Source organism: Thalassococcus halodurans (assembly GCF_900108225.1).
Lineage (GTDB): Bacteria > Pseudomonadota > Alphaproteobacteria > Rhodobacterales > Rhodobacteraceae > Thalassococcus > Thalassococcus halodurans.
The window spans coordinates 56435-73398 of the sequence record NZ_FNUZ01000006.1; the positions used below are offsets into that span (position 1 = coordinate 56435).

The following is a 16964-nucleotide window of genomic DNA, read 5'->3' on the forward strand; positions in this document are numbered from 1 at the left end:
AGTAAGCTCACATGCGCTTGGCGACTTCTTCCAACATGACTTCGCTCGCCCCGCCGCCGATGGCCTGCACACGGGCATCGCGTGACATGCGTTCCACCGGTGTTTCGCGCATATAACCCATGCCGCCGTGAAACTGGACGCAGTCATAAAGCACGCTGTTCACCAGTTCGCCGCAATAGGCTTTGACCATCGAGACCTCTTTCACGCAGTCACCGCCCGCGGCATCCAGACCGGCGGCGTGATAGACCAGCTGACGTCCTGCCGCGATCCGCGTCTGACAGTCGGCCAGCCGTTGGCGCACGGCCTGCTTGTCCCACAGAACGCCGCCAAAGGCCCTGCGCTGCTTGACGTAATCCACGGTCATGTCCAGCGCGGTTTGCGCTTCGGCACAGGCCATCGCACCCAGGACGATGCGTTCGTTCTGGAAGTTCTTCATCACCGAATAGAAACCGCGGTTGACCTCGCCCAGAACGTTTTCGGCCGGGATGCGGACATCTTCGAAGATCAGTTCGGCAGTGTCCGAGCACAGCCAGCCGGTCTTGTTCAACGCCCGTCCGACCGAAAAGCCCGGCGTGCCTTTTTCGACCGCAAACATGGTGATCCCGCGCGACCCCTTGGCATCGGGATCGGTCTTGGCGCCGACAAAGTAGAGATCGCCATGCACGCCGTTGGTGATGAACATCTTGGTGCCGTTCAGCACCCAATCCGACCCGTCCCGCACCGCGCGGGTGCGCATGCCGGCCACGTCCGAGCCCGCGCCCGGCTCGGTCACGGCGACGGCGGTGATCATTTCGCCAGAGGTGATCGACGGCATCCACCGCGCCTTCTGTTCGGGCGTGCCGGCGTTTTCCAGATGCGGCGAGGCCATGTCGGTGTGGACCAGAACCGTGGCCGAGAATCCGCCGAAGGTGGATCGCCCGACCTCTTCGGCCAAAACCACGCTGGACATCACGTCCAGCCCCGCGCCGCCATACTGTTCGTCATAGCGCATCCCCAGAACGCCGAGATCACCCATCCGGCGCAGCACGTCGCGGGGCACCATGCCCTCCTCTTCCCAGGGCTCGGCCTTGGCTGTCACCTCGGTTTCGATGAACCGGCGCAGCTGGTCGCGGATCATCTCGAGGTCTTCGTTGAACGGGCCGGTGACCTGAGTAATGCTGTCTTGTCTGGTCATGTGTTTTCCTCTGGATCGAGTTTGATAAGTGGGGCGTGCCCGGCGACCGTATCGCCGGGTGCACAATAGATTTCTGTCACCACGCCCGCGACCGGCGCGGGCAGGCTTTGCAGCAGCTTCATGGCTTCCAGAACCACCAGCGTGTCGCCGGCTTTGACGCGATCGCCGAGTGCGACACGCACCTCGGCAACGGCGCCGGGCATGGGTGCGGACATCAGGTCAGCGCCGCCAGATCCACCGGTGGCACGTTGCAGATGCTGGTCTTCCAGCGTGCGCAGGTCTGTCGCGGTCATTCCGGCAGGGGTTTGCAGGTGCACCCGCCAGTGACTCGACGCGCGCGCGACATAGGCGGTGCGCGAAAATGGAACCCCGTCGAAGCGTCCGCTCAGACGGCATTCGGCTAAAGCGGCGCTCTCGACCGTTATGGCCTGGCCGTCCGGCTGTACGGCTGTCAACACCGACCCGGAGCCGTTTACGCGGATCTGGTCGTCTTTGGTCGTCGCCCAATAGGATGCTGCACCGGGCCACCCCGCAGGGGCCGTGAGCCGCCATGACCCCAGGCTTTCCCAGGGCGACGCGCCCGCCGGGGCGAGATGCAGATGCAGCGCCATCGCGGCAAGGGCCATGTCCCGGGGATCAGCGGACGGTTCACTCCAGCCGCCTGAGAACATCTCGGGCAGGCCCGAGGTATGGTGCCGGAACGCCGCAAAATCCGGGTGTGTCAGCAACGCGCGCTGATAGGCCAGGTTCAGACCGACGCCACCGACTGCAAAGGCATCCATTGCGACAACCGCCTGACGGATCGCACCGGCCCGGTCCGGCGCGTGGACGATCAGCTTGGCAATCATCGAATCGTAATGGTGGCTGACGACCGAGCCTGCCTCGACCCCGGTATCGAGCCGCACGCCGGCGGGCGGAGCCCAAAGGCTGATCTCGCCCGTTTCGGGGCGGAAATTCTCGTCCGGGTTTTCGGCGGCGATGCGGATTTCAATGGCGTGCCCGTCAAACTGCACATCGCCTTGCGTCAGCGCCAGCGGCTCGCCCCGCGCGATGCGCAACTGCCATTCGACCAGATCGATGCCGGTGATCGCCTCGGTCACGGGGTGTTCCACCTGCAACCGGGTATTCATTTCCAGAAAGTAGTATTCACCGCGCCCGGGGTCATAGAGGTATTCCACCGTCCCGGCGGAGCGATAGCCGATCGCCTGCGCCAACCGCACCGCTGCCGCACGCATGCGGTCGCGCACAGCCTCGGGAAGATCGGCGGCGGGGGCTTCTTCGATCAGCTTTTGGTGGTTGCGTTGCAGCGAACAATCGCGGTCGCCCAGATGCAGCACGGTGCCGTGAGTGTCGCCCAGAACCTGCACTTCGACGTGGCGGGCACGGGGCGCATAGCGTTCGAGGAACACCGCCGGATCGCCGAAGGCGCTCTGCGCTTCGGCCCGGGCAGATGCAATCGCTTCGGGTGCGTCGCCCAGATCGGAGACAAGCCGCATCCCGCGTCCGCCGCCGCCGGCGCTGGCCTTGACCAGAAAGGGGGTGCCAAGCGCCTCGGCCTCTTGCAGCAGGCGCGCGTCGGACTGATCCTCGCCGCGATAGCCGGGCAGGACGGGCACGCCTGCGGCTTCGGCGGCAGCCTTGGCCTCGATCTTGGAGCCCATCCGCGCGATAGCGTCGGGTTCCGGCCCGATGAACACAAGGCCCGCCGCCTCGACCGCCGCCGCGAAACCGGCATTCTCAGACAGAAAACCATAGCCCGGGTGCACCGCACCCGCGCCCGTCGCCCGCGCAGCCTCAAGGATGGCCTCGACGTTCAAATAACTGTCCGACGGGGCGGCCCCACCGATGCAGACGGCATGATCGGCCTCGGCCACGAAGGGCGCGTCGCGGTCCGCGTCCGAAAACACCGCTACGCTTTCCAGCCCCAGTTTGCGGCACCCGCGCTGGATGCGCCGGGCAATCTCGCCCCGGTTGGCGATCAGAACGCGGGTGAAGCTCATTTCACCCGCCATGACGGAACGCCCTTGTTGATGAAGCTGTTGATGCCTTCGATACCTTCCTCCGTCTCCCACGCATCGGCCAGCCGGTCGGCGGTGTAGATCATGTTGGTCTCCAGATCGTGGGACGCGACATAGGCGATCAGCGCCTTGGTATCGGCCACGGCACCCGGCGCGGCCTGAAGGTGATCATGCACCACCCGGTTCACCGTGGCGTCCAAGTCGCCCGACGCGACAACTTCGGTCAACAGACCGATCCGCTCGGCGCGGGCGGTGTCGAACAACGCCCCCGACAGCATGGTCTCACGCGAATGCACCTTGCCGATGCGGGCCACCACATAAGGCGATATATTCGCGGGCAGAAGGCCCAGCTTGACCTCGGTCAGACCGAAGCGCGCGCCTTCGGCGCCGATGGTGTAGTCGCAGACGGAAATCATGCCGACACCGCCACCGTAGGCCGGGCCGTTGATCCGCCCGATCAAGGGTTTGGGCAGCGTGTCGAGACGGCGCAACAACCGCGCCAGCGTGGCGCTCTGGTCTACCCGTTCGGCACGGGACTTTTCGATGTTTGACGAGAACCAGTTGAAATCGCCGCCCGCGCAGAAGCTCTTGCCCGCGCCGGTCAGGACCACAATACGCACATCGTCATCTGCAGCCAGCTTTTCGGCGGCATCGTATAGCTCTGCGATCAATTCGCCATTCAGCGCATTGTGTTTGTCGGGGCGGTTGAGCGTCAGCGTGGCGACGCCGCGCGCATCAGTTTCGACAAGGATCGTGTTGTAGGTATTGTTCAACTTGAAGCCTCACATTCTGAATACAGGCGTATGGCGACCGGCTTCGGGCACCGATGTCACGATGGCCAGGCACAGGCCAAGGATATCGCGGGTTTGCGCGGGTTCGATCAGCCCGTCATCCCAAAGCCGCGAGGTGGCATAATAGGGATCGGACTGTTCACCATACTGGGCCCGAACCTGCTCCTCGATCAGCTTCATGTCGGCCTCCATCTTGCCCGGGTCGCCCCCTTTCTGGCGGCGCAGTTCCAGCATCACATTTGTAGCGATGTCGGCAGACATGGTGGCCAGTTCCGCCGTGGGCCAGGCAAAGAGAAAATTCGGGGCGAAACCACGTCCGCACATGCCGTAGTTGCCTGCCCCGTATGAGCCGCCCAAGAGGACCGACAGGCGCGGCACCTTGGCAACCGACATGGCATAGACCAGCTTGGCACTGTCTTTGGCAATGCCGCCGCGCTCGGCTTCGGTGCCGACCATGAAGCCCGAGATGTTGTGGAGGAACAAAAGCGGGATGTTGCGTTGATCGCACATCGACACGAATTGCGCGCCCTTGAGCGAACTGTCGGACACAAGCGCCCCATTATTTGCGAGAATGCCCACTCGATAGCCGTGAATCCGCGCGGTGCCGCAGACCAGCGTCTCACCCCATCCGGGCTTGAATTCGCGGAATTCGCCGGCGTCGATCATGCGCAGTAGAACCTCGCGCATGTCATAGGGCTGTTTGCGATCGGCGCTGATGACGCCAAGCAGTTCCTCTGGGTTGCGCGCCGGCGGCGCGCAGGTTGCATCGGGACCCATCGGGCGCGACAGGCCCAGTTCGGATACGATGTCGCGCATCAGAGCAAGCGCATGATACTCGTCCTCGGCCAGATGGTCAGACACACCGGAGACGCGCGAATGCATCTCGGCCCCCCCCAATGTTTCTCCATCAACCTCTTCGTTGATCGCCACCTTGACGATCGAGGGGCCGCCCAGATGGATGCGTGCGTTGCCGCGTACCATGATGACTTCGTCCGACAGGGCCGGGATATAGGCCCCACCGGCCGTGCAGCCTCCAAAGACCGCCGCGATCTGCGGCAGGCCGCTCGCGGACATGTTGGTTTGACGATAAAAGGAATTGCCGAAATGGCGGGCATCGGGGAAAACCCGGTCCTGCTCTGGCAGATAGGCACCGCCGCAATCCACCAGATAGAGGCAGGGCAGCCGGTTCTCGGCTGCGATTTCCTGGGCGCGGATGTGTTTCTGCACGGTTTCGTGATAGAAAGACCCACCCTTCACTGTCGCATCGTTGGCGATCACAACGCAGGGAAGCCCGTGGACGATCCCGATACCGGTCACGATTCCCGCACCGGGCACCTCGCCCCCGTATTGACCGTAGGCGGCAAGCGACGACAGCTCAAGAAACGCAGTGCCCGTATCTACCAGCAGGTCGATCCGTTCGCGAACCAACAGCTTGCTGCGCTTGCGATGCCGCGCGACCATGTCGGGGCGGCCGCCAGCCGTTGCTTCGGCGATCCGCGCGCGCAGCGTTTCGACGCGCTCGCTTTGTGCGGCGTGGTTGCGGGTGTAGGTCTCTGATGCGGTCAGCACCGCTGTTTCAAGACGTGCCATGAAGTCAGGTATCCTGTCTTTGGAGTATCCCGTTGAGGAACACATCGGCATAGGTGCGTGACAACGCATCGGCGCTACCGCGGTCCGGGTCGAACCAATCGAGCGTGGCGTTCAATGTACCGATCAGCATCAGGCGCAGGCGACGGATATCGACGTCTTGCTTCAGCGTGCCATCTTTCTTAAGCTGGGACAGAAGACTGTCCCACTCAGCCTCATAGGTCCTGCGCGTGGGCAAGTTGGCATCCCGGACGGATTGCGGCACCTGCCCGAAAATACGCACATTCGCCGATGTATAATCGCTCACATCAAGAAGCGCGCGCAAATGCGCCCGGATCGCAGAGCGCAGGATCGTTTCGCCATCGGTATCGGCTGGCAGGTCGGTGATGGCGTCTCTCATACTCGCGTGAACGACCCGAATCCCTGCATCAAGAACGGCCGCGACGATCTCGTCCTTGGAACCGAAATGATAGTATATGCTACCCGCCTTGATCCCGGCGGCCTCGGCAATTTTTCGGAGCGAAACGGACCCGTAGCCTTGTTCGCGGAAAAGCCGCGCGGCAATGTCCAGCACCCCGTCCCGTCCAACCGCGCTGCGCGATGTCTCGTTGACTTTGATTGCCGTGTTTTGTGCCATAGACTTTCGTATCGCCCCAACGCCTAACTAACGCCTGTTAGGTTAATAGCCCAAGTGAGTAAATCGTCGTGATCGTGCCAGACTAGAGTCTGCGGAAAATTCCGCATTGGCGACCGCCAAGAGGCCGCCCAGACATTAATGTGCTTGCCCGGGCCCGATGACGGGGTCCGGGCAAATGCCTTAGATCACGAAACCGCCACCGCAGATGATGTGTTGGCCTGAAATGAAGTTCGATTCCGGCGCACAGAACAGATAGACAGCACCGGCAGCTTCTTCCGGAGTGCCGACCCGGCCCAGCGGGATCATGTGCTCCATCTGGGACAGGAGATCGGGATTCACGCCGACCTTGATCTCTTTTTCCTCGACCTGGATCGTGCTGTCTCCGTCGGCGCTGCCCTCGGTCAGGCGGGTGCGGATCGGGCCGAAAGCCACGGCATTGACGTTGACCTTGTAGCGGCCCCATTCCTTGGCCATCGTCCGGGTGACACCCAGAATGCCGGCCTTGGCGGCGGAATAGTTGATCTGGCCAGCATTGCCGCCGGTCCCTGCGATGGACGAGATGTTGACCACCTTGCGGAACACTTCCTGTCCGGCGGCGGCCTCTTCCTTGGCCTTGGCGCTGATCACCGGCTGCGCGGCGCGCAGGATCCTGAAGGGGGCCGTCAGGTGAACGTCGATGATCGCCTGCCATTGTTCGTCGGTCATTTTCTGAACGACGCTGTCCCAAGTATAGCCCGCATTGTTCACGATGATGTCCAGCCCGCCAAAGCTGTCCATGCCGGTCTTGATGAACCGTTCGGCAAAACCGTCTTCGGTGACGCTGCCGGCACAGACCACGGCCTCGGCTCCCGTTGCGCGTACCGCCTCGGCGGTTTCATTGGCCGGATCCGCATCCAGATCGTTGATCACCAGCCGGGCCCCTTCCGAGGCCAGTTTGAGAGCGATTTCGCGGCCAATGCCCCGGCCCGAGCCCGAGACCAGCGCCACGCGCCCGTCGAGTTTTCCAGTCATATTGATTCCTCCCGAAAGTCGCTATCAGGCTTTTTCATAAAGCGTGGTGACGCAGGCCCCGCCGAGGCCCAGATTGTGCTGAAGCGCCAGACGTGCGCCATCAACCTGGCGCGCATCTGCCTGGCCGCGAAGCTGCTGAACGAGCTCGGTACATTGCGCTAGGCCGGTCGCCCCAAGCGGATGGCCTTTGGACAATAGACCGCCCGACGGGTTGGTCACGTATTTTCCGCCGTAGGTGTTGTCGCCATCATCAACGAATTTCGCCGCTTCGCCGCGACCGCAAAGGCCAAGCGCCTCATAGGTGATCAGCTCGTTGTGGGCGAAACAGTCGTGCAGTTCGACCACATCCACGTCCTCGGGCCCGATGCCCGCGTCCTCGTAAACCTGATCGGCGGCGCGCTTGGCCATCGAAAAGCCGACCACTTCGCGCATGTCATGGGCTTCGAAAGTTTCCGGGCCGTCCGTCGTCATGGCCTGCGCCGCGATCCGAACCGAACTGTCCAGTCCGTGCTTGTCGGCGAATTCCTTGGAACAAATGATCGCGGCGGCCGCGCCACAGGTTGGCGGACAGGCCATGAGCTTGGTCATGATGCCGGGCCAGACGACCTGGGTGGCCATGACGTCTTCCGCCGTCACCTCCTGCCGGAACAGGGCAACCGGATTCTTCGCAGCATGTCGGCTGGCCTTGGCGCGGATTTTTGCGAAGGTTTCCAGGGGGGTGCCGAACTCGTCCATATGCGCCTTGCCCGCACCGCCGAAGTACCGCAGCGCCAGCGGGATCTCGGCACTGCCAACCAGTTCGTCGGTTTCTCTGTCGAATGCCGCAAAGGGGCTGACCCGGTCATGGAACATCGCACCGATTGCGCCGGGCTGCATCTGTTCGAACCCTAGTGCCAGAGCACATTCGACCGCGCCGCTTTCAACTGCCTGCCTGGCCAGGAACAGGGCGGACGATCCGGTCGAGCAGTTGTTGTTCACATTCAGAACCGGGATGCCTGTCATTCCGACATGGTACAGGGCGCGCTGACCGCAGGTGCTGTCGCCATAGACATAGCCAACATAGGCCTGTTGGACTTTATCATAATCCAACCCCGCGTCAGCCAGAGCGGACCGGGTCGCAGCGGTCGCCATCACATCGTAGCTTTCGGATTTTCCCGGCTTCTGGAACGGGACCATCCCAACGCCTGCAACATAGGCTTTGTCTGTCATTTCTCTCTCTCCCAAGTTCGGTCAGGCCACCCTAATCGGTCCGCCAGTCTATTTTCTACCATTTGTTAGATTTTTAATTCTAACCTTGGGAAGTGTCAATATCGCCAAGCTGTGACGTAGGGAGCTTGCGCTATTTTCTAACTTGTGTTTGATTTCGGGCCACACGCCCTGATCGGCGGCACAATTGAGGGATTCTGGTCCCGGCGCAACCGCCGACAAGCGTTTAGCACTCAGCTTACGAAAGGTGGTCGGAATGGCATACTGTTATGAGTTCAAGGGTTTTATACCCGTCGTGCCCGAGGATACATATGTCCACCCTCAGGCCGTTCTGATCGGGAATGTCATCCTGGGTCATGGATGCTACATCGGCCCCGGGGCAAGCTTGCGGGGCGATTTCGGCAGGATCGTGATCGGGGATGGAGCCAATGTTCAGGACAATTGCATCATCCATTCCTTTCCCGGCCGCGACGCCGTGGTGGAAAGCGACGGCCACATCGGCCATGGCGCGATCCTGCACGGTTGCACGGTGGGCCGGAACGCTCTGGTCGGAATGAATTCCGTCATTATGGATGGTGTAGAGCTTGGGGCGGAATCGATTGTCGGCGCGCAGGCGTTTGTGCGTGGCGAAACCGTGATTCCGTCGCGTTCGATGGTGGTGGGATCGCCGGCAAAGGTGATCCGCGAGGTCAGCGAGAAAGAAATCGCGTGGAAAACGCGCGGCACCGCGGAATACCAGCAACTTGCGCGCGATTGTCTGGCCGGATTGACGCCGGTCGAGCCGCTGAAGGCGGTCGAGGCAGACCGGCCCGGCATGGCGGCCTCTGACGTCGTTTCGATTCAGGAGGCGCGGCAGACATCGTCCTGACCTGTCCGGGAACCGGACCGGTCAGGACTACTTCAGCTTTCGAAAGCGCCAGTTGGAAGCGCCTTGATGCGGAACGGCACTCCCCGACCCGGTGTGCCGTCCCTCAAGCCTTTACAGCCGGAAGATCCCGTAGTGTGGTTCCTCGATCGGTGCATTGAGCGAGGCGGAAATCGACATGCCAAGCGCGTTGCGTGTGTCCGCCGGATCGAGGATGCCGTCGTCCCACAATTCCGAGGTCGAGGTATAAGCCTCGACATCGCGCTTGTATTTTTCCAGCACCGGTTCGCGGATCGCGGCGATTTCTTCTTCGGTCAATTCCTTGCCTTCGCGCTGAAGCTGCCGGATCTTGACGTCAGCCATAGTATTGGCGGCCTGATCCGCACCCATCACGCCGATCTCGGCCTGGGGCCACATGAATAACGTGCGCGCATCCCAGGCCCGCCCGCACATGCCGTAATTGCCTGCCCCGTAAGAGGCATTGGCGATCACGGTGAACTTCGGCACGACCGAGCCACCCTGTGCCATCAGCATCTTGGCGCCGTCCTTGGCGATGCCGCGTTCTTCGTATTCGCGGCCCACCATATAGCCGGTGATGTTCTGGAAGAAGACCAGAGGCGTGCGGTTCTGATTGCACAGCTGCATGAAATGCGCTGCCTTCAGAGAACTGTCGTTGAACAGCACCCCGTTGTTGGCAAGAATGCCGACCTTGTAGCCCCAGATATGGGCAAAGCCGCACACCATCGTGGTGCCATAGTCCGGCTGATATTCGTGGAACCGCGATCCGTCCACGATCCGGGCCAGAACCTCGCGCATGTCGAACTGGGTTTTCCGGTCCTTCGGAATGATCCCGTAGAGTTCTTTAGGGTCGTAATACGGTTCCTCAAAAGATGCGGTTTCGATGATCGTTTTCGGTGTGCGCTTCCACTGGCTGACAATTTCGCGCGCCAGTGAAAAGGCATGCTGTTCGGTCGCGGCGCGATAATCGCCCGTGCCCGAGACCGAGGTGTGCATGACCGCGCCGCCAAGCTCCTGAACACCGACCTCTTCGCCGGTGGCCGCCTTGACCAGCGGCGGACCGCCAAGAAAAATCGCGCCTGTGCCTTCGATGATGATGTTGTAGTCGCTCAGCGTCGGCACATAGGCGCCGCCAGCCGTACAGTGTCCGCCAACCACGGCAATCTGCGGGATATTGGCCTGGCTCAGCTTGACCTGGTTGCGGAACACCCGCCCGCCCAGATACCGGTCGGGAAACACCCCGTGCTGCAGCGGCAGGAATCCGCCCGCGCTGTCGCAGATATGGATGACCGGCAGGCGGTTTTCCAAGGCGACATCCAGAAGGCGCACGATCTTTTTCACGGTATGCGGATACCAGGCACCGCCCTTGACGCTGGCATCGTTGGCGTGGATGGCGACCTCGCGGCCTTGCACGATGCCGATCCCCGTAACCACACCTGCGCCGGGCACCGCGCCGTCATATTCACGACAGGCCGCGAGGGTCGAAAACTCCAGGAACGGCGTGCCGGGGTCCAGCAACAATTCCAGCCGCTCGCGCACGCCCAGTTTGTTCTGGCGGGCAAGGCGGTCAAAGTCGCGCTGCGGGCGCTCATAGCGTGCAGCGTGCTGGCGGGCGTGAAATTCCTTCAGCCGTTCGGACATGGCGGCATAATTTGCCTTGTAGTCGGCGGCATTGGTGTCGATCTGACTTTCAATTCTGCGCATGGTCACTCCTCCTCCGGAGCCAATTGGGCCAAGATGTCTTTCAGACCGAAACTGTCGCCTTCGGCGAATGGCATTTCGGCAACGACCCCGTCGCGCGGCGCCGTCAGTGTGGTTTCCAACTTCATGCTTTCGATCACCAGAAGCGGCTGGCCTTCTTCAACCGCATCGCCGGGTTTAACCGCAACTGACACCACGACACCCGGCATGGGCGCCACCAATCGGTCGTCGCTCGCGCCACCGTCGCTTCCGGCCAGGCGTTCGGCGGGATCAACCCGCCCGACTTCGTAGGTTCGCCCGTCCATGTGCATAAAAGTTGCTTCCGGCCCCACGGCCAGTCGCAATTCGCGCACAACACCCTTGGCCCGCAGCTTGTAACCGCCCGGCAGACCCGTCGGGTCCAATTGGCAGGCAACAGCGCCAGTGGGGGTATTGAGCACGAACCGGCTGCCATCATGACCCAGCCAGCAATCAGTCTCTACTCCGTCGATCTGAAAAATCCGTTGCATCAGTTTCTCCACCCGCCCATCTTGCGGTACATTTCCGGTATCTGCATTACGTCACTCACCAGTCGCTCGTCCGATAGAGCCGCCGCCGCCATCAACAGGTCAGAGACATCTTCGCCCGGCGCGGTCAGCGTTTCGGATTGTTCAGCCAGAAACCCGGTTGATACGTCGCCCGAGGCAAAATCGGGATGCGCAAGGATTTCATCCAGATAGCCGGTGTTGGTCGTCACCCCCAGAACCACATAGTTTTGCACCGCATTTCGGGCACGGGTGATGGCCTGCGCGCGATCCCGGCCATGCACGATCAGCTTGGACAGCATCGGGTCGAAGTCGGTCGTCACCTTGCCGCCATCCAGAATGCCGCTGTCCACACGGATACCCTCGCCCATCGGTTCGTCCAGCAGCAGGATATCCCCTATCGCAGGACGAAAATCGGCCGTTGCGTCCTCGGCGCAGATGCGCAATTCGATCGAATGGCCAATCTGGGGAATATCCGCCTGCGCGGCGCTCAAGCACTCGCCCGCCGCTACGCGCAGTTGCTCAGCAACCAGATCAAAGCCGGTTACCATCTCGGTCACCGGATGTTCGACCTGAAGGCGGGTGTTCATTTCCAGGAAATAAAAGGCCCCGTCCTGCGCATAGATGAATTCAACGGTCCCTGCCCCGCGATAGTTGACGGCGCGGGCAATTCCGGCAGCGGTTTCGCAGATCTCACCCCGTTGCTCGGGGGTCAGCGCCGGAGAGGGCGTTTCCTCGATAATCTTCTGGAACCGGCGCTGGATCGAACATTCGCGTTCCCAGAAATGTACCACGTTGCCTTGCCCGTCGCCCATCACCTGCACCTCGATATGGCGCGGGCGTTCGATATAGCGTTCGACAAACAGACGGCCGTCACCGAAATACCGTTCGCCTTCGCGGCGCGCGGTTTCGATTTCGGTCTCCAGCGTGCTGTCTTCGCGTACGACGCGCATGCCCTTGCCACCGCCGCCGGCCGAGGGTTTGATCAGCAGCGGATAGCCAACGGCGCGGGCGCGTTCGACAAAGCTCGCCGGATCGTCATCCTCGATCGCCGAGGGGGCGACGGGAAACCCGCGTTCCTCGACAAAGGCGCGGGCGCGGACCTTGTCGCCCATCAGGTCGATGACCTCGGACGTCGGACCGACAAAGGTCACTCCGGCTCTTTCCAGCGCCGCGACAAAACCGGCATTCTCTGACAGAAAGCCATAGCCGGGGTGCACCGCGTCCGCGCCGATCTTTGTTGCCGCCGCGACGATCTGAGAAATGTCGAGATAGGCGGCCACGGGCGTCGGGCCGTCGATCATCACGACCTCATCTGCGATCAGATGGGCCGGCCCCTCTTGCTCGGCGACATGGCGTAAAACGGCCGTCTCAAGCCCGCGGGCCTTGGCGGTGCGCAACACGCGCGCCGCGATCTCACCCCGATTGGCGACCAGGAGTTTCGAAATGGTCATGGGCCTGTCCTCTTAGTTCGGGTTCGCGGCGTTTAGCCGGTCACGTGCGGCCAGATCGGCGGGCACGGGAATTTCAATATCAAGCAGCATCTGCGCGAAGCCTTTGCCCTGTGGGTCGATGCGGACCGAGGCGATTCCGCCACCGCCAAGCGAGTCATGCAACAGGAAATTCAGCGCATGGCTTCCGGGCAGGTCGAACCGTTCGACCGTGCCTTCGCAGACATGGACGAAATAGTCTTTCACCACTTCTTCGCTGAGAGCCGAGCGGATATATGGCAGGTAGTCCGGCTTACGCGCAAGGATGCCTATATTGGCGATATTCCCCTTGTCGCCCGAGCGGCCCCAGGCCAGATCGACGAGGCGGACCTTGACAACGTCCGGGCCGGGCTCGCGGCTATCTGCGGGCGGTGCGGCAGGCGGATCAAGGTGGACTGGCGTAGTGGCCACGCTCACGGGCACATCCTTGCCGTCGACCTCGACCGCGACGGGGGTTTCGGCCTTGCTCTGAAGGAAGGAAAATAGACGGACCACCGGCTGCACCTTTGGCCGTCCGGCGAAGAACCCGGTCAGACCCTGCGCGGTCGAAATCGCCATCGGTGCGATTTCACCGGCAAAGATGTTCAGCGCGGCGCGATTGTCATGGACCGCGCCGATCTTGAGCACCACCTCGCGGGTCCGCGCGCGCGCGTTTGCGCCATATGCCGCCTCGGCGCCCAGCACCTCGACGCTGACCTGCCGAAAATCGTCCATTTTGCGGTCGCGAAAAATCCGGCGACAGCGTGTCAGGATCGCCTCGGCCACACGTTCGGCCTTGGCAGGGGCATCAATCGCGGCCAGTGTCAGGGTAGAGACCGCGCGCCAGCCATCGGCATGGGTCGCCGACACCTTGTAGCTGTCGGTGCGCCCAAGCCCCCTGCCGCCCTTGACCAGCACCCGGTCGGGTCCGACCTGTTCCAGGGTGACCCCGGACCAGTCGCAGATCACGTCGGGCAACAGGTAGGCGCGCGGGTCCCCGATTTCATAGAGCATCTGCTCTCCGACTGACCCGGGCACGACCAGCCCGCCGGTGTCAGGCGTCTTGGTCATGATGAAACTGCCGTCTTCGGACACCTCGACGATGGGCATGCCCATATTGTCCCAACCCGGCACGTCCTGCCAGTCGGTGAAGTTGCCGCCGGTTCCCTGGGGGCCGCATTCGATCAGGTGGCCGGCCAGCGATCCCTGACTGAGCTTGTCCCAGTCATCATCGCCCCAGCCGTATTCATGCATCAGGGGGCCAAGCGCGACGGCGCTGTCGGCACAGCGTCCGGTGATCACGATGTCGGCCCCGGCATCCAGCGCGGCAGCAATGGGGCGGGCACCCAGATAGGCGTTCATGCTCCATATATCGTCTGGAAATTCGACACCCGAGAACATTTCCGTCTGACCGCTTTTGCGAATTTCATCGGCCCTAGGCAACAGGTCATCGCCCAGCACGACTCCGATGGACAGATCGATCCCGGCCCCGGCGGCGGCTTTGGCAAGCGCATCGCTGCAACCACGCGGGTTCACACCTCCGGCATTGGCAACGACCTTGATCCCTTTTGCCTTGATGTCTGGTAACCAGGGTGCCAGCGCCTTGATGAAATCCGGCGCATAGCCCGACTCGGGTGTTTTGGCGCGGGCCCGCGCCATCAGCGACATTGTCACCTCTGCCAGATAATCAAACACCAGATAGTCGATCTCGCCCTTTGAGACCAGTTGACCGATCGCTTCCGGCGTATCGCCCCAGAAGCCCGATGCACATCCGATGCGCAGTTTTTGTTCTGACATATACCTCTCCTCCCCGCTTGGTCAGCGGCCTGTCCATTCAGGTTTGCGCTTCGTAACAAAGGCATCAAAGCCTTCGCGCGCGTCTTCGGTCTGCGCTACTCGCGGCAACAGCGTTTCTGCAAACCGCATCTGCTGTGGATAGGTCATGTCCTCCATCGCGTGGCAGGCGTATTTCCCCAGCCGGATCGCGCTCGGCGACTGCGCAGCAATCTGGGAAACCAGTTCTGCAACCTTGTCGTCCAACCCCACAGCATCGGTCACATAGTTGACCAGATTGAATTGCAGGGCTTCCTCGGCCGTCAAAGGAACGCCGGTGATGAACATCTCCATCAGTCTCCGTCGGGGCAGCACGCGCATCATGGGTGGCACGATCGTCATGGGAAACAGGCCCACCTTGACCTCGGGCGTTCCGATGCGGGCGTGATCCGCCATCACAGCCAGATCGCAGGCACAGATGATGCCCGCCCCCGCCCCCATCGCGACGCCATTGATGCGTGCGATCGTTGGCTTTCGGCACGCCTGTACCGTCTCGAACAACCTTCCGGCAAAATGATCCGGGTCCGCCGGATCCTGAATAAACGGGCCGCCATCCGCACCCGCCTTGATGTCGCCCCCGGCACAGAAGGCGCGCTCACCCTCGCCGGTCAAAACGATCACGCGGCAATCGCTGTCCCTCTCGGCAGCACATATGGCGGCCATGATCCCGTCCGCGACCTCGCGGTTGAGGGCATTTCGATGGTCAGGACGTTTTATCGTGATACGCACTTCTTTGCCGCGCGCCTGCGATTGAACAACGCTCTCAGTCATTTCCGAAGCTCCCCCCCTGTATTCTATTCTGACCACCGCGCTTTCTAACGTCAGGTCGCCAAAAGCTTGGCTTGATCTATTTTCTAACATGTGTTTGATTTTGGTCAACACTGCGGACGACATTTTGCGGGAGGATTATATGACCACTCAAAGTGAGGCCATCTCGGCTGATCTGGAAGCCATCAGGGCGAACTATTCTTTGACTGATGAGCAACGCCAGATCGTCGACCACGTGGATCGGGTGTCGCGCGAGGTGCTGCACCCGCTGCAAGCGCGTATGGATGACGAGGAATGGTGGCCCGATGATCTGTTCAAGCAGATGGGCGAGCTGGGCCTGCTGGGGATTACCGCACCCGAAGAGCTAGGTGGATCGGGACAGAACGAATTCACCCAGGCGCTGGTATCCGAGGTGATTTCGAAGTGGAATCCGGCTGTGGGCCTCTCACACGGGGCGCATGACAACCTGTGCCTGAATAACCTGCTGCGCAATGGATCCGAAGAGCAGGTAAAGAAATACGTGCCGGGTCTTTGCTCGGGCGAACTGGTTGGTGCTTTGGGCTTGACCGAACCGGGCGCGGGGTCCGATGCGCTTGGGTCCATGGCGACCACCGCGCGCCGCGACGGCGACGAATACATCATCAACGGCTCGAAGATCTATATCACTAACGGACCGATTGCCGATGTGATCCTGCTTTACGCCAAAACCGACAAGTCGAAGGGCGCCAAGGGCATTTCTGCTTTCATCATCGAGACGGACAATCCCGGTTTCAAGGTGGCGCAAAAGCTTGACAAGATGGGCTTTCGCGGTTCGCCAACCGGAGAACTGGTGTTTGAGGATTGCCGCGTACCCGCGTCCGCCATGGTTGGACAGGAAAACACCGGCGTTTCGGTGGTAATGAGCGGGCTGGATCTGGAGCGTGCCATGGTTGCCTCAGTCTGCGTTGGCATGGCCGAACGCGCGCTGGAACTTGGGCTGGAATACGCCAAGATTCGCGAACAATTCGGCAAGCCGATTGCAAGTTTCCAAATGATGCAGTCGAAATTGGCCGAGATCTACACCGAGGTCGAAACCGCGCGTGCCTTCAGTTATCGTGCGCTGGCCGCCTGTACCGGCCTGCCAAAAGGGGCCGGGGGCCGCGGCGAAATCCACAAATTGACAGCGGCGGCCTGTCTTTACGCCGGCGAGGCATTCAACAAGGCGGTGACCGAAGCCTGCCATATCCATGGTGGCTCTGGCTACATGCAGGACACCGAGATCAACCGGCTGTTCCGCGCCAACAAGCTGCTGGAAATCGGCGCGGGCACAAGCGAAGTCCGCAAGATCATCATTGCCGAAGAACTTTTGCGCGCCTGAGGGAG

The 16964-nt window shown here is 61.7% G+C and carries 14 protein-coding genes; 2 read left to right on the forward strand and 12 right to left on the reverse strand.

The genetic code is table 11. The features are described from left to right. Positions 1-7: 7 nt before the first annotated feature. The 7 genes from C4S59_RS16125 to C4S59_RS16155 all read right to left on the reverse strand — a co-directional run bounded on the left by C4S59_RS16125 (position 8) and on the right by C4S59_RS16155 (position 8427). Positions 8-1174, reverse strand: coding sequence for an acyl-CoA dehydrogenase family protein (locus tag C4S59_RS16125; RefSeq protein ID WP_103911550.1), 1167 nt, complete (start codon positions 1172-1174; stop codon positions 8-10). Next, positions 1171-3174, reverse strand: coding sequence for an acetyl/propionyl/methylcrotonyl-CoA carboxylase subunit alpha (locus C4S59_RS16130; protein WP_234994801.1), 2004 nt, complete (start codon positions 3172-3174; stop codon positions 1171-1173). The genes C4S59_RS16125 and C4S59_RS16130 overlap by 4 nt, the downstream gene beginning before the upstream one ends. Next, positions 3171-3965: a crotonase/enoyl-CoA hydratase family protein gene (locus tag C4S59_RS16135; RefSeq protein ID WP_027238784.1), complete on the reverse strand. Its 795-nt coding sequence runs from the start codon at positions 3963-3965 to the stop codon at positions 3171-3173. The genes C4S59_RS16130 and C4S59_RS16135 overlap by 4 nt, the downstream gene beginning before the upstream one ends. A 9-nt stretch (positions 3966-3974) precedes the next feature. Beyond that, positions 3975-5573 carry an acyl-CoA carboxylase subunit beta gene (locus C4S59_RS16140; protein WP_027238783.1) on the reverse strand — a complete coding sequence of 533 codons (1599 nt, stop codon included), beginning with the start codon at positions 5571-5573 and terminating at the stop codon, positions 3975-3977. 4 nt (positions 5574-5577) lie between these two features. Then, positions 5578-6207, reverse strand: coding sequence for a TetR/AcrR family transcriptional regulator (locus C4S59_RS16145; RefSeq protein ID WP_027238782.1), 630 nt, complete (start codon positions 6205-6207; stop codon positions 5578-5580). Positions 6208-6387: 180 nt separating this feature from the next. Continuing rightward, positions 6388-7218, reverse strand: coding sequence for an SDR family NAD(P)-dependent oxidoreductase (locus C4S59_RS16150; protein WP_027238781.1), 831 nt, complete (start codon positions 7216-7218; stop codon positions 6388-6390). A gap of 24 nt (positions 7219-7242) precedes the next feature. Further along, on the reverse strand, positions 7243-8427 hold the full coding sequence (locus C4S59_RS16155; protein ID WP_027238780.1) for a lipid-transfer protein: 1185 nt from the start codon (positions 8425-8427) through the stop codon (positions 7243-7245). A 253-nt stretch (positions 8428-8680) separates the two neighbouring features. Between C4S59_RS16155 and C4S59_RS16160 the strand changes: the two genes are divergently transcribed. After that, positions 8681-9292 carry an acyltransferase gene (locus C4S59_RS16160; RefSeq protein ID WP_027238779.1) on the forward strand — a complete coding sequence of 204 codons (612 nt, stop codon included), beginning with the start codon at positions 8681-8683 and terminating at the stop codon, positions 9290-9292. A 111-nt stretch (positions 9293-9403) separates the two neighbouring features. On the opposite strand, the gene C4S59_RS16165 is transcribed toward C4S59_RS16160, so the two are convergent. Genes C4S59_RS16165 through C4S59_RS16185 form a run of 5 tightly spaced genes read right to left on the reverse strand, consistent with a single transcriptional unit; the run spans position 9404 to position 15605 of the window. Beyond that, entirely contained in the window at positions 9404-11011 is a 1608-nt protein-coding gene (locus tag C4S59_RS16165) for an acyl-CoA carboxylase subunit beta (RefSeq protein ID WP_027238778.1), read from the reverse strand. A gap of 2 nt (positions 11012-11013) precedes the next feature. Continuing rightward, on the reverse strand, positions 11014-11517 hold the full coding sequence (locus tag C4S59_RS16170) for an acetyl-CoA carboxylase biotin carboxyl carrier protein subunit (protein WP_234994802.1): 504 nt from the start codon (positions 11515-11517) through the stop codon (positions 11014-11016). After that, positions 11517-12986 carry an acetyl-CoA carboxylase biotin carboxylase subunit gene (locus tag C4S59_RS16175; protein ID WP_050685926.1) on the reverse strand — a complete coding sequence of 490 codons (1470 nt, stop codon included), beginning with the start codon at positions 12984-12986 and terminating at the stop codon, positions 11517-11519. The genes C4S59_RS16170 and C4S59_RS16175 overlap by 1 nt, the downstream gene beginning before the upstream one ends. Positions 12987-12998: 12 nt before the next feature. Beyond that, positions 12999-14798, reverse strand: a complete 1800-nt coding sequence (locus C4S59_RS16180) for an acyclic terpene utilization AtuA family protein (RefSeq protein WP_050685923.1) — start codon at positions 14796-14798, stop codon at positions 12999-13001. A 21-nt stretch (positions 14799-14819) separates the two neighbouring features. Continuing rightward, positions 14820-15605, reverse strand: coding sequence for an enoyl-CoA hydratase-related protein (locus C4S59_RS16185; RefSeq protein WP_074964315.1), 786 nt, complete (start codon positions 15603-15605; stop codon positions 14820-14822). 139 nt (positions 15606-15744) lie between these two features. Between C4S59_RS16185 and C4S59_RS16190 the strand changes: the two genes are divergently transcribed. Continuing rightward, complete coding sequence (locus C4S59_RS16190) at positions 15745-16959, forward strand: acyl-CoA dehydrogenase family protein (protein ID WP_103911599.1); 1215 nt, start codon at positions 15745-15747, stop codon at positions 16957-16959. Positions 16960-16964: the final 5 nt, after the last annotated feature.